The organism is Clostridium sp. CX1, from assembly GCF_025398335.1.
Classification (GTDB): Bacteria; Bacillota; Clostridia; order Clostridiales; family Clostridiaceae; genus Clostridium_AM; species Clostridium_AM tanneri.
The window spans coordinates 1-12694 of the sequence record NZ_JAODOO010000028.1; the positions used below are offsets into that span (position 1 = coordinate 1).

10 protein-coding genes, 7 tRNA genes and 1 other annotated feature are annotated in these 12694 nt (G+C 29.9%); of the genes, 14 read left to right on the forward strand and 3 right to left on the reverse strand.

Features of this window, described 5'->3' with window-relative positions:
- Positions 1-7 precede the first annotated feature (7 nt).
- The 12 genes from N4T77_RS19200 (at position 8) to N4T77_RS19255 (ending at position 8456) form a co-directional block, all read left to right on the forward strand.
- A tRNA-Ile gene (locus N4T77_RS19200) sits at positions 8-84 on the forward strand.
- A gap of 110 nt (positions 85-194) precedes the next feature.
- The gene (locus tag N4T77_RS19205; protein ID WP_261673486.1) at positions 195-689 is read left to right on the forward strand and encodes an HDIG domain-containing metalloprotein; all 495 of its coding nucleotides are present in this window, start codon (positions 195-197) and stop codon (positions 687-689) included.
- A 110-nt stretch (positions 690-799) separates the two neighbouring features.
- The gene (locus tag N4T77_RS19210; protein ID WP_261673487.1) at positions 800-1315 is read left to right on the forward strand and encodes a transcription repressor NadR; all 516 of its coding nucleotides are present in this window, start codon (positions 800-802) and stop codon (positions 1313-1315) included.
- Between the two features lie 26 nt (positions 1316-1341).
- Positions 1342-4050: a UPF0182 family protein gene (locus tag N4T77_RS19215; RefSeq protein WP_261673488.1), complete on the forward strand. Its 2709-nt coding sequence runs from the start codon at positions 1342-1344 to the stop codon at positions 4048-4050.
- Between the two features lie 227 nt (positions 4051-4277).
- Positions 4278-5669 carry an NAD(P)/FAD-dependent oxidoreductase gene (locus N4T77_RS19220; protein ID WP_261673489.1) on the forward strand — a complete coding sequence of 464 codons (1392 nt, stop codon included), beginning with the start codon at positions 4278-4280 and terminating at the stop codon, positions 5667-5669.
- A gap of 20 nt (positions 5670-5689) precedes the next feature.
- Entirely contained in the window at positions 5690-6043 is a 354-nt protein-coding gene (locus tag N4T77_RS19225; protein WP_261673490.1) for a DUF1667 domain-containing protein, read from the forward strand.
- A gap of 86 nt (positions 6044-6129) precedes the next feature.
- Positions 6130-6323 (forward strand) — a binding site (T-box leader).
- A 52-nt stretch (positions 6324-6375) separates the two neighbouring features.
- Entirely contained in the window at positions 6376-7656 is a 1281-nt protein-coding gene (gene serS / locus N4T77_RS19230; protein ID WP_261673491.1) for a serine--tRNA ligase, read from the forward strand.
- Between the two features lie 71 nt (positions 7657-7727).
- Positions 7728-7818, forward strand: a tRNA-Ser gene (locus N4T77_RS19235).
- Positions 7819-7845: 27 nt separating this feature from the next.
- Positions 7846-7936 (forward strand) — tRNA-Ser (locus N4T77_RS19240).
- Positions 7937-8167: 231 nt separating this feature from the next.
- Positions 8168-8258, forward strand: a tRNA-Ser gene (locus N4T77_RS19245).
- 24 nt (positions 8259-8282) lie between these two features.
- Positions 8283-8373, forward strand: a tRNA-Ser gene (locus N4T77_RS19250).
- 6 nt (positions 8374-8379) lie between these two features.
- Positions 8380-8456: transfer RNA gene (locus tag N4T77_RS19255), tRNA-Arg, on the forward strand.
- A 265-nt stretch (positions 8457-8721) separates the two neighbouring features.
- Here the strand turns inward: N4T77_RS19255 and N4T77_RS19260 are convergent.
- Entirely contained in the window at positions 8722-9609 is an 888-nt protein-coding gene (locus tag N4T77_RS19260; protein ID WP_261673492.1) for a phosphatidylserine decarboxylase, read from the reverse strand.
- A gap of 209 nt (positions 9610-9818) precedes the next feature.
- Between N4T77_RS19260 and N4T77_RS19265 the strand changes: the two genes are divergently transcribed.
- Positions 9819-10391, forward strand: coding sequence for a TetR/AcrR family transcriptional regulator (locus N4T77_RS19265; RefSeq protein WP_261673493.1), 573 nt, complete (start codon positions 9819-9821; stop codon positions 10389-10391).
- Positions 10392-10427: 36 nt separating this feature from the next.
- Here N4T77_RS19265 and N4T77_RS19270 read toward each other — a convergent pair whose 3' ends face one another.
- Both N4T77_RS19270 and N4T77_RS19275 read right to left on the reverse strand, forming a co-directional pair.
- A complete protein-coding gene (locus tag N4T77_RS19270) occupies positions 10428-12029 on the reverse strand; it encodes an AarF/ABC1/UbiB kinase family protein (RefSeq protein WP_261673494.1) in 1602 nt (533 codons plus the stop codon).
- 41 nt (positions 12030-12070) lie between these two features.
- A complete protein-coding gene (locus tag N4T77_RS19275) occupies positions 12071-12373 on the reverse strand; it encodes a phasin family protein (RefSeq protein WP_261673495.1) in 303 nt (100 codons plus the stop codon).
- A gap of 195 nt (positions 12374-12568) precedes the next feature.
- On the opposite strand from N4T77_RS19275, the gene N4T77_RS19280 reads away from it, so the two are divergent.
- Positions 12569-12645 (forward strand) — tRNA-Arg (locus tag N4T77_RS19280).
- Positions 12646-12694: the final 49 nt, after the last annotated feature.

Below are 12694 nucleotides of genomic sequence, written 5' to 3' on the forward strand. Positions count from 1 at the left end.
CAAATATGGATCTTTAGCTCAGTTGGTTAGAGCAACCGGCTCATAACCGGTTGGTCCGGGGTTCGAGTCCCTGAAGGTCCACCATTAAAGCACTTGTAGTTTACTACAAGTGCTTTTTAATTTATAATTTATTAATATGAGATAGTGCATATTTACATTTAAATATATCTATATTTGAGAGAGGTGTATGTAAAATGAATTTTTATAGAGTTAAGCAATTCTACTGGGCCATAAATTCTAGGATAAATAAAAAAGACTTACATTTTTTGCATGCACATTTAGATGAGAATGAATTAGGGCTTTTTAATAGGTTATCTATACAAGAACAAAAGCACTGTATTAATGTCGCCTATGATGTAGAAAAGGTTTGTAAAATGAAAAATGCAGATAAAAAACTACTTATAAAGGCTGCACTACTACATGACATAGGGAAAACTTATAAAAAATTAAATGTAATAGATAAGTCTATTTTAGTTATGGTTGATAGCATAACTAAAGGGAGCATAAAAAAGTTTTCTAATGTAGATAAGGTAAATGTCTATTACAATCACGGAAAAATAGGTAAGGATATATTGAAAAGTTATAATTATGAAGAAAAATTATTATATTTGATTGAGAATCATCATAATGATAAGATAACTGGAAATGTAGAATTGGACATTTTGAGAATATGCGATGAGAAAAATTAATAATCTTTATGAAAATGTATAAAGTTATTTTATTTAATTAAAGATAATGGTAATATATAGGTAATATTTTACTTTAAAATTAACTACACTTTATATATTTGGAGGTAAAAATGAATTCAAAGGAAAGAAGAGCTTATATAGAAAATCTATTAAAGGAGAATAATTCACCTAGAAAAGGAAGTTCCATAGCAGAAGATTTAGGCGTTACAAGACAAGTAATAGTAAAGGACATAGCTATTTTAAGAGCCGAAGGAAAAAAAATCATTGCAACGCCAGAAGGATATTTAATGCCTAAAGAAGAAAGAAATATGGTAAAAAAAATAATGGCTTTTTCTCATAAATCTGATGATATAGAAGATGAATTAAAAACTATAGTAAAGTTTGGAGGAATTATAGAAGATGTAGTAATAGAACATTCACTCTATGGTGAAATAAGGGGAATGCTCATGATAAAAACTTTTTATGATGTAGAGAATTTTATAAATAAGTTAAAAAGTTATAAAGCAGAACCACTTCTAATTTTAACAGGAGGGATACATCTGCACAGTATATCGGCTGAAAATTATGAAATTATAGATAACATTATAAGAGAATTAAAGGATAAAGGATATTTAATTGAAGACTAAAATAAGAAAGATAAGAGGTGATTTAAATGAGAAGAAAGATTTTTATTGCTATGATTCTGCTCATTGCAGTAATTTGCTTTACGTTTCTGGACAGAATAATTAGCTTTGCTGTAAATGTGAAATGGTATAAAGAGGTAGGGTATCTATCCATATATTTTACTAAGCTTATAGCAATACTTAAATTAATGATACCTATATTCTTGATAAGTTTTATAGGTATATGGTTATACTATAAGAGCTTAAGGCTTAGTATAATTAAGTACAGAAAAGTAGTAGATGTTAATAACTCAAAAAGTGGATTAGAAAAGAAGATATTTTTTATACTTAATACGATATTCTCTTTCATGATAGCCTATATATTTGCCTTCACTTATTGGTACAGGATATTACAGTTTAGTAATTCAGTTAACTTTAATACCAAGGACCCTATATTTGGCATAGATGTATCTTTCTATATTTTCAAACTTCCACTTATACAATCAATCTATAGTGCAATAATTACATTACTACTATTCTTAGTATTCATAACTTTTATAAGTTATTTTATACTAAATGCCAGAGATAGAATTTTTTCAGGTAGGACTGTAAGAAAAAGTTTTTCTAATGTAACTATATTAAAGAGTGGTATAACTTCATTTGCTGGGAAACAGCTAGCAGTTGTTTCTGCTTTGATAATGGTTTGTATCTCTGTTGGTTACCTATTAAAGTCCTTTGGATTAGTATACAGTACTAGGGGTGTAGCATTTGGTGCTAGTTATACAGATGTACATGTTAGCTTGCTATTCTATAAAATTATTATCGTAGTTTCACTTATTGCATCGATTATTATATTTATTAGTGTTGTAACCTCTAAAGTGAAACCTATAATTATATCTATAAGCCTAATTGTAGTATTAGTTATATTAGAAGGCGTATCAGCAACAGCAGTTCAAAATTTTATTGTTAAGTCAAATCAAAAGACACTAGAGCAGCCATATATAAAATACAACATAGATTATACAAGAAAAGCGTTTAATATAACCAGTATTGATGAAAAGCCTTTTGAAGTAAAAAATGATTTAACAAAGGAAGATCTAAAGACAAATAAGGATACTATAAATAACATAAGAATAAATTCATATAAGCCATCACTTGAGTTTTATAACCAAGTTCAAATAATAAGATATTATTACGGATTTAATGATATTGATGTAGATAGATATAATATTAATGGTAATTATAATCAGGTTTTTATAGCGCCGAGAGAAATTAATAGTCAAGCTATACCAAATACCTGGCAGAATAAACATTTAATTTATACTCATGGATATGGTGCTGTTATGAGTAAAGTTAACTCAGTAACATCAGAAGGTCAACCAGACTTTGTAATAAAGGATATGCCACCAGTTAACAGTACAAATATAAAATTAGATAACCCAAGAATATACTTTGGTGAAAAAAGTGATAATTATGCAATAGTCAATACTAAAATGAGTGAATTTGATTATCCAAAGGGTGAGTCAAATCAGAATAATAAGTATGATGGCACATCTGGAATTAAAATGAGTTTTGTAAATAAATTGTTATTTGCCATAAATCAAAGAGATTTAAACTTTTTACTATCTAGAGATATAACAAATGAAAGTAAAATACTTATTAATAGAAATGTAGTAGACAGAGCGAAAAAAATAGCTCCATTTTTAAACTATGATTCAGATCCTTATGTAGTTATAAGTGAAGGTAAGTTTTATTGGATAATAGATGCTTACACAGTTTCAGATAAATATCCATTTTCCCAACCACAAGATAACGTAAATTATATTAGAAATTCAGTCAAGGTTGTAATAGATGCAGTAGATGGTAATACAGACTTTTACTTGTTTGATAAGAATGACCCTATAGCTTTAAGTTACTCGAAAATATTTCCGGGGCTATTTAAAGACTCATCAAAGTTACCAAAGGACATAAAGGATCACTTTAAATATCCTGAAGATATTTTTAACATTCAATGCAATATTCTAGGAAGATATCACATAACAGACCCAGGAGTATTCTATAATGGGGAAGATATATGGGAGGTTGCAAAAAACCAGAAACAGGTAGAAGGGGAAAAAGACTCAACAGAATCTCCTTATGTAGTTATGAGGCTTCCAAGTGAAAAGAATGAAGAAATGATTTTATTACAATATTTTAATATGCGAAATAAAGATAATATGGTTGCATTATTTGGAGCGAGAATGGATGGAAATAACTACGGTAAAATGGTATTGTACAAATTTCCACCACAAAAAACTGTATATAGCCCATATTTATTTAAACAGAAATTGAATCAGGATACTAATATATCTAAAGAACTGTCCTTATGGAATAAAGGTGGATCTCAGGTTCAGTTTGGAGATACTATGATAGTTCCTATAAATCATTCTCTACTTTATATAGAACCTTTATATTTGCGAGCTAATGGTAAGAATAGTATCCCAGAAATGAAGAGAGTTATAGTTTCCTATGGAGATAAAATTATCTTAGCTGAAAATATAGAGAGTGCACTTGAACAATTATTTAATTATAAGAATGATAAAGGGAGTGGCACTAATAATAATCAACCAATCACTAATGACATTGAAAAAGAAGGTACTATAAAACAGGTAAAAGACTTATATGATAAAGCAATAGAGGCACAAAAAAGTGGTGATTGGGCAAAGTATGGAGAATATATAAAGCAGCTTGGAGATATTATTAATCAATTAAATAAATAAAATCTAGAAAAATTTAAAAATTAAAATACAAGTAAAGCATAAGTTATATTAAAACAATATGATATATTACTCATAAATTTGTTTACTACTTTGTGGATACTTGTATTTTAATTTTTATTTAAGTTTTATGATATAATTAAAATAGGAAAGGATAAAATAATTCTAAGAGCCTAATACTGTTTATATTAGTTTAAATTATTACTGTTCCTGGAGAGGAAGGTTGAAATATGGATTATGATGTTCTTATATTAGGGGGAGGCATAATAGGGTGCGCAGTTGCCTATGAACTTTCCAAATATAGTCTAAACATTGCATTAATTGAAAAGGATTATGATATAGCAGATGATGTTGCTTTGATAAACTCTGCTGTGGTTTATGATGGAGTTGAATGCGAGGATACATTGGTTTCTAAACTAGAGTTTATGGGAAATAGGCTTATATATGATATTGTTGAAAAGTTTAACATACCTTATAAAAAATATAATTCTTTAATTATTGCAGAAGATAAAAAAAGTGAAAATGATTTAATAGAAATGTATAATAAAGCGATCGATAGAGGAATTGATAATATATTCCTGCTAGACAGTAAGAAGGTATATGAATTAGAACCTAATTTAAATATAAACGTGAAAAGAGCGATACATTCTAAGAATACGGGAGTTATATCTCCTTATGATCTTGCTATTTCCTATGCAGAAATTGCATTTGATAATGGAGTAAACTTTAAGTTAGAAGAAGAAGTTTTAGACATACAAAAAGTATCTAAGGGGTTTAGAGTAATAACGAATAAGAATAAATTCACTTGTAATATGGTCCTCAACACTACACCTGGTAAAAATTACAGCATAGATAAGTCTAATAGAATAACCGAGAGTAGAAGTTATTTGAAACAATTTTTATTAGCAAAAAGTTTTAAAGGAAGTTTTAAAAATATTATATCAACATTAAACGAAAATGGTGATAAACTATACTCGGTCTCTACTATTCAAGGCGGATCAATACTATCAGTAAAAACAGATAAAAATATAAATTGCGATGATAGTTTAAAAAAGATATATAACTTTATAGGAAAAATTGATGAAGCTGAAATAAATAATTTTTATGAATCACCTTTTTATAATGATACTTTAATTATAGATGACAGTCTTATTGATAAAGGATATATTAAAGTAACGGGGAAACACTATGGACAGGTTACTATGACACCAGCTATTGCTAGTATCGTGTGTGAAACTATAGTTAGTAATTTAAATTGTGTTTTAAAAAAAGACTTTGTGGATAAAAGAAGAGAAATTTATAGATTTAGGGACCTATCAAACGATGAAAGAAACAATATTATAAAATTAGATAATAAGTATGGAAAGGTAATATGCTATTGTCAAAAGGTAACAGAAGGAGAAATTGTAGATTCTATAAGAAGGCCATTAGGAGCACGTACATTAGAAGCTATAAGGAGAAGAACAGGTGTAACCTTTGGTCGTTGCAATGGATCACAGTGCCTACATAAGATAGCAGCTATATTAGCAAGAGAAACTGATAAGAAACTAACAGAGATTGTAAGAGACTCTAAAAACTCAACAATAGTAATGGCTAGAATAAAGGAATTTGATGAAATGTAGGTATTTGGAGGAATTTAAAGTTGATTAAAGAGGCTATTTGCTATGGATGTAATAACAAGTGTATACTTAGTATTGATATATACAATGATTCTATAGAAGTCCAAGGAAATTTATGTGATGAAGGAATAAAATATGCTAAAGAGCAGATAAATAGTAATAAAGGTATTCTTACTACTTTAGTAAGAATAAAAGGGTCAAGATATAATGTAGTTCCTGTAAAAAGCAGTAAGCCTTTAGATAAGAAGCTATGGGTAGAATGCTCGAAGGCATTAAGTAGATTATATGTAGGGGCACCGATTAAGGCAGGAGATATAGTTTGTAAGAATATATTAAATACTGGAGCAGACATAGTATGCACTAAAAACATTGATTAAAGTTAAATATTTGTAAATATACAGAAAAAAACATAAATTGCTATTGACATAAAAAGTAAATGTATATATAATTAAGTAAAAATTAAAATTAACCTATGATAAGGCTAGTAACGATATGAAAGTTTAAGAGAGTCAGTGGTTGGTGAAAACTGATACTGGAATGTTGTGAATCCACCTTTGAGGTACTGCTAATTACAGATCGGTGATACCGTTATAATCTTCGAGTGAATCAAATTTTTTGATTAATTAGGGTGGCAACACGGAGTCTTTCGTCCCTTTAGGGATGGAAGGCTTTTTTTATTTATATAAAAACATTTAGGAGGAGAACAATTATGCTAGATTTAAAAAGAATAAGAAACAATCCAGATGAAATTAAAACTGCACTAGGAAATAGAGGTGAGGACTTCGACATATCAGTTATAGACGAAGTAATATCATTAGATGAGAATAGAAGACAGATATTAGTTGAAGTTGAGGTATTAAAGAACAAGAGAAATCAAGATTCAGCTGAGATAGCTAAATTAAAGAAGTCAGGAGAAAATGCTGATGCTCTTATGACAGAAATGAAAGAGCTTTCAGACAAGATAAAGCAGTACGATGTAAAGCTATCAGAGATAGATGAAAAAATAGAGTACATAATGTTAAGAATACCTAATATACCAAACCCAGCAGTACCAGATGGAGAAACAGATGCAGATAACGTTGAAATAAGAAAATGGTCAGAGCCTACTAAGTTTGACTTTGAACCTAAGCCTCACTGGGAGATAGGAACAGGTCTTAATATACTTGATTTTGAAAGAGCTGGAAAAGTTGCTGGATCAAGATTTACTTTCTATAGAGCATTAGGAGCTAGATTAGAAAGAGCTGTAATATCATATTTCTTAGATGTTCATACTGAAAAACATGGTTATGAAGAATTATTCCCACCATATATGGTTAATAGAAATAGTATGATAGGAACAGGTCAGCTTCCAAAATTTGAAGAGGATGCATTTAGAGTTGCTAATAACGATTTCTTCTTAATTCCAACAGCAGAAGTTCCTGTAACTAATTTCTATTCAGGTGAGGTACTAAAAGGTGAGGATTTACCAATAAAGCATGTAGCTTACAGTGGATGTTTTAGAGCAGAAGCAGGTTCAGCTGGTAGAGATACAAGAGGACTAATAAGACAACACCAATTTAATAAGGTTGAGCTTCTTAAGTTCACTAAACCAGAACAATCTTATGAAGAGCTTGAAAAGTTAACAAATGATGCAGAAGAAGTACTTCAAGAGTTAGGAATACCTTATAGAGTAGTTAGAATATGTAAAGGTGATTTAGGATTTACAGCAGCTTTAAAATATGATATAGAAGTTTGGATGCCAAGTTATAATAGATATGTTGAAATATCAAGCTGTAGTAATTTTGAAGATTTCCAAGCAAGACGTGCTAACATAAAGTATAAAGAAACAGCAAAAGATAAGCCACAATATGTTCATACTTTAAATGGATCAGGTGTTGCAGTAGGAAGAACTGTAGCTGCAATTTTAGAAAATTACCAACAAGCTGATGGTAGTGTAGTAATTCCAGAAGCTTTAAGACCATATATGGGTGGTAGAGAAGTTATAAAATAAATATAAAAAAATAAAAAAAGTTGTTGACATGTATGCATGGTGTTGATATAATAATACATGTCAACAAGCAAGGAAAGATGGTCGAGTTGGTTTAAGGCACCGGTCTTGAAAACCGGCGTACGAGTGATCGTACCCAGGGTTCGAATCCCTGTCTTTCCGCCATTTATTTTTTAAAATAATGTAGGGCATGGAGAAATACTCAAGTGGCCGAAGAGGCGCCCCTGCTAAGGGCGTAGGTCGGGTAACCGGCGCGAGGGTTCAAATCCCTCTTTCTCCGCCAGAAAAGCACTTACAATGGTGCTTTTTTATTTTCATAATAAGTATGTTTTTAAAACCTATAAGTTAATTAAATCAATTTTCTACTAAATAGGATATAAAAATACAGCAATTGTACATTTGATACAAATACTGGAGATTAATAGTAATAAATAAGATTAAATTATGAAAAATACTTAAATAAATATTTGATTTTTTGAATCACTTGTGTTAATATATTTATGTCAAAGGATATGGAAAGATGGTCGAGTTGGTTTAAGGCACCGGTCTTGAAAACCGGCGTACGGGTGACCGTACCGTGGGTTCGAATCCCACTCTTTCCGCCAAATGTTTTGAACAATGTAGGGCATGGAGAAATACTCAAGTGGCCGAAGAGGCGCCCCTGCTAAGGGCGTAGGTCGGGTAACCGGCGCGAGGGTTCAAATCCCTCTTTCTCCGCCAATCTATGCGATGGTAGCTCAGTTGGATAGAGTAGCTGGCTACGAACCAGTTGGTCGGGGGTTCGAATCCTCTCCGTCGCACCAGAAAAGACTTCTTAGATTTAGGAAGCCTTTTTTTTATAAATAAAATTTAGTATTATATAAATAAAATATATGAGCTTTGAATAAAATAGAAGATAATGTAAATAATATAAATAGTATTAATTAATAACCTAAAACCCAAAACTTATTAATTAATCAAAGTTATTCATTTTTTAGTAATCCCCTCATTAAATAAACTTCGCTCAGAAACAAGCGAAGTTTATTTTTATGTTTTAAGTATTAAGTTTTTAGCGGAGCAGAACTAGTTCTATAATTTTTGACCTATCTTTTCACCCATAAATACTCTGGTTTCGTAACCTTTTTTACTTTCCATAATTATATCTTCATCAATCTTAACTCTATTCTTCTCAATAAACAATACAGTTGTAGATCCACCAAATTTAAAATATCCTTTTTCATCACCTTTTTTTATTTTAACATTAGGAGGATATGTTTGAATTATTGAACCTACGCAAGTGGCCCCTACCTCAATAAGTAATATGTCACCAAAGTTTTCTGAATGAAATATACTCCACTCCCTTTTGTTTCTACAAAAGAGCTCTGGTATCTTCTCTAGGGCAATAGGGTTAACTGAATAATAATCACCCTTAACCTTAGTTGTATCTTCACATACTCCATTATCTACAAAGTGAAATCTATGATAATCTGTAGGACATAGTCTAAGAACTAAGCATGTGCCTTCAGAGAATTTTGATAACAGCTCTGAATTATTTATAAGTTTATTAAAACTATAAGTATATCCTTTTATTTGAACTAATTCATCTAAATTTATGTTTTCATAGGCTAGAAGTCTTCCGTCACCAGGAGAAATTAAAGAATTTAAGTTCATATCTATCGGTCTTACTTCTTTCTTTAGTTTTCTAGTGAAAAAGTCATTAAATGATTGAAACTGTTCCAGTTTTTTTTCACTATGAGACATGTTAATATCAAAACTTTTCACAAATGAGCTAATCTTTTTCCTACTTCGTTTACTATCGCAGTAGGAGCCGTAAATACTTGAAAAAATCTTTTTCTTAACTAAAAGCTCTAATAACCTCATTCCTATAGGTGAAGAATAAGTCCATTGAAGGTATTTGTCTCCAGCAACTTGTTCTATTTCATAGCTCTTAGTTTGCCTATTATAAAATTTAACCATTAGGAAACCTCTTTCATTAATAAATTTTTACAAAAATACTTATTACAATTATCAATTATTATTTAACAGTTGTCAATTTATAATACAACAGTCCTACCATAAATTGAAAAGATAGTATAATAAATGTATATCTTTACTTAGTTAAAGTGATGTAATATAATAAAGTTGGTTGTTTATTTACAATATAATGGAAATGCGAAGTGATATCAATGAATGATACAAAAAAGTCAATATTTGAATCTGCCATAAAAGTCTTTTCAAAGTGTGGATATAATGGAGCTACAATGGATGCTATAGCATCTGAGGCAGGTGTAGCTAAAGGAACTTTATATTATCATTTTAAGAGTAAAGAAGAAATATTTAATTTTATAGTAAGAGAAGGTATGGAATTAATAAAAAATTCAATAGAAGATGTTGCAAGTGAAAAAGATAACATTTTATGTAAGATTAAGGTGTTATGCAGAATTCAATTAAGTTTAGTTTATGAAAGTAGAGACTTTTTTAAAGTTGTAATGAGCCAAATATGGGGAGAAGAATTAAGGCAATTAGAATTAAGAGCGGCAATTAATAAACATATTTGCTATACCCAATCTTATCTAGAGGAGGGAATGGACAAGGAGGTAATAAAAAGAGGAGATTCTTATCTAATGGCATATACATTGTTTGGTACGATTTGCTCCACTGCAGTATATGAACTTATAAATGATGATAAAGGTAGTTTAGATCAGCTGATAGAGAGACAATTGAAATACATACTTGAGGGTATACAGGAAAGAAAATAGTAAGCTATAAAAGGAGAATAAAATATTTAACTCCTTTTATAGCTTACCAGACTTAATAATTGATACAAGTAACCATAAACCCATAAGAGCAGCTATAGCAAAACCTAATATTCCAATGAAGGACATTCCGTATATCTGAGGACCAATGTTCTTATTCAATATAAGAGATGATCCGATTATAGAAGATGAAATTATTAGTGCAAATACCAACCTGTTAGTCATTTTATTTAGTTCATTAATAGACTTATTTAGATGAGGTATTTCAAATTGTATTTTAGCTCTACCCTTCAATATACTATTTGTCAGTTCTGTGAATTTTGAAGGAAGAAGTGAAAGGTCCTTTGTAAAATTGTAAGAGTGTATTAAAAATTGATCTAAGTTAATATTTTTAAGCAGTAGTAATTCACTATTAGTTCTTACAAAGGGGATGGCAACATCGATAATTTGAATTTCAGGTGCTATCTTTGCAACAACTCCTTCTACTATAATCATAGCCTTTACAAGTAAAGTTAAATCTTTAGGTAGTTTTATATTATTATTTTTTGCACAATCAAATATTTCTTCAATTAGTACTGAAATTTTAATATTATTCAACGATGTTGAAACATATCTAAAAAATAAGTATTCTATATCTTCATAAAGCTTATTTCTATCAACAAATCCTTTCTTTATTCCTATAGATATAATTACAGAAACCAGCTTATCTATATCCTTTAAGGCTACAGCTACAATTGCTTCGTTTAATGATGACTTCAGTGAATCTGAAAGTGTTCCTACTATGCCAAAATCTATAAAGCATATTTTTCCTTTGTCAATAAGCAGGTTACCAGGATGAGGATCTCCGTGAAAAAAACCGTCAGTAAAAATTTGCTTAAAAAATGAAAGAGTTAACTTCTTTCCTATGTCGTTTGAATCATACCCATAGGTATCAAGACTATGAATATCAGTTATCTTAAGACCATTTATTTTTTCCATAGTTAAAACTTTACTGCTAGATAACCTATCAATTATAAATGGCGCATAGCAAAAGGCAACATTTTTATTTAAGTCTCTAAATTTATTGATATTTTCTGCTTCTATTTTAAAGTTTAATTCATTTTCAGTAGATGCAAGAATTTCATCTAAGGCCTCACTAGGGTCTATGAGTGCATTGGCAAACTTAGATTTAGAGAGTTTTATTATCTTATGCAATATAGATATGTCCATGTGCATTTTTTCTCTTATTTCAGGTCTTTGAACTTTCACAATGACCTCTCTACCATCATCAAGAATAGCGTTATGAACTTGCGCTATGGAGGCGGAAGCAAGTGGCTCCTTTTCAAAATAAATAAAGCATTCTTCAATTGGTTTGTTAAATTCACTTATAAAAATACTGTTTATATCTTCATATCTTTCAGGAGCTACCTTATCTTGAAGATTAGAAAGTTCTTTTATATAATCAGGAGGCAATATGTCCGGTCTAGCACTTAAAATTTGTCCTATTTTTATAAAAGTTGGACCTAGCTCTTCGAAGGCCTTTGTTAGGTTTATAGGAGAATTTTTGGCTCTATTAGATTTACTATCAACAATATATCCAAAGCCGTAAGAGGCTAGAACCCTAACTATTTCTTTAAACCTTTGTACTGAGTTTTTATACATAATATACCTCCAAATTAACAAAGCCCTAACATTAGTCGGGCTTATGCTTTATCCTTCATCTTTTCTTCTAGTACACTTAGTCGTTGATTGATAATAGATATATCGGTTTTACTGGCATAATCCATTTCTTTTAATATTGATATAATATCTTCTTTAGTCAATGGTTTATACTGAGCTGTTTTATCCTTTACATTTCTTTTTAGTTCTTCAGATAAATCTTTACCTTCATCAATTGTTAACTTGCCTTTTGCAACCATATCATCTATTAACTTAGAAGCTTTTTCATAAGTATAAGCAGCAGAACCTATACCAGCTAAAAATAAATTTTTTAATTCATTTACCATAATAACACCTCCTAGTTATTATATTTTTAATCATATTATAATATACCCAAGATGCTAATTAATAATAGAAGATATTTATTTTATTCTTTAATATGAGGGTTACATTTAAAAATATAGTTTGGGATAAAAAGTAAGTGTTTTAAATTGACTTTTATAATTAATTGTAATAAAATACATATAGTAAGAATTAAGTATGCGCTCGTAGCTCAGTAGGATAGAGCAGCGGTTTCCTAAACCGCGTGCCGGGGGTTCGATTCCTCTCGGGCGCACCAAAAGTCTTGTGAACTTTAAGTTTACAGACTTTTATTTTTATAATAAATA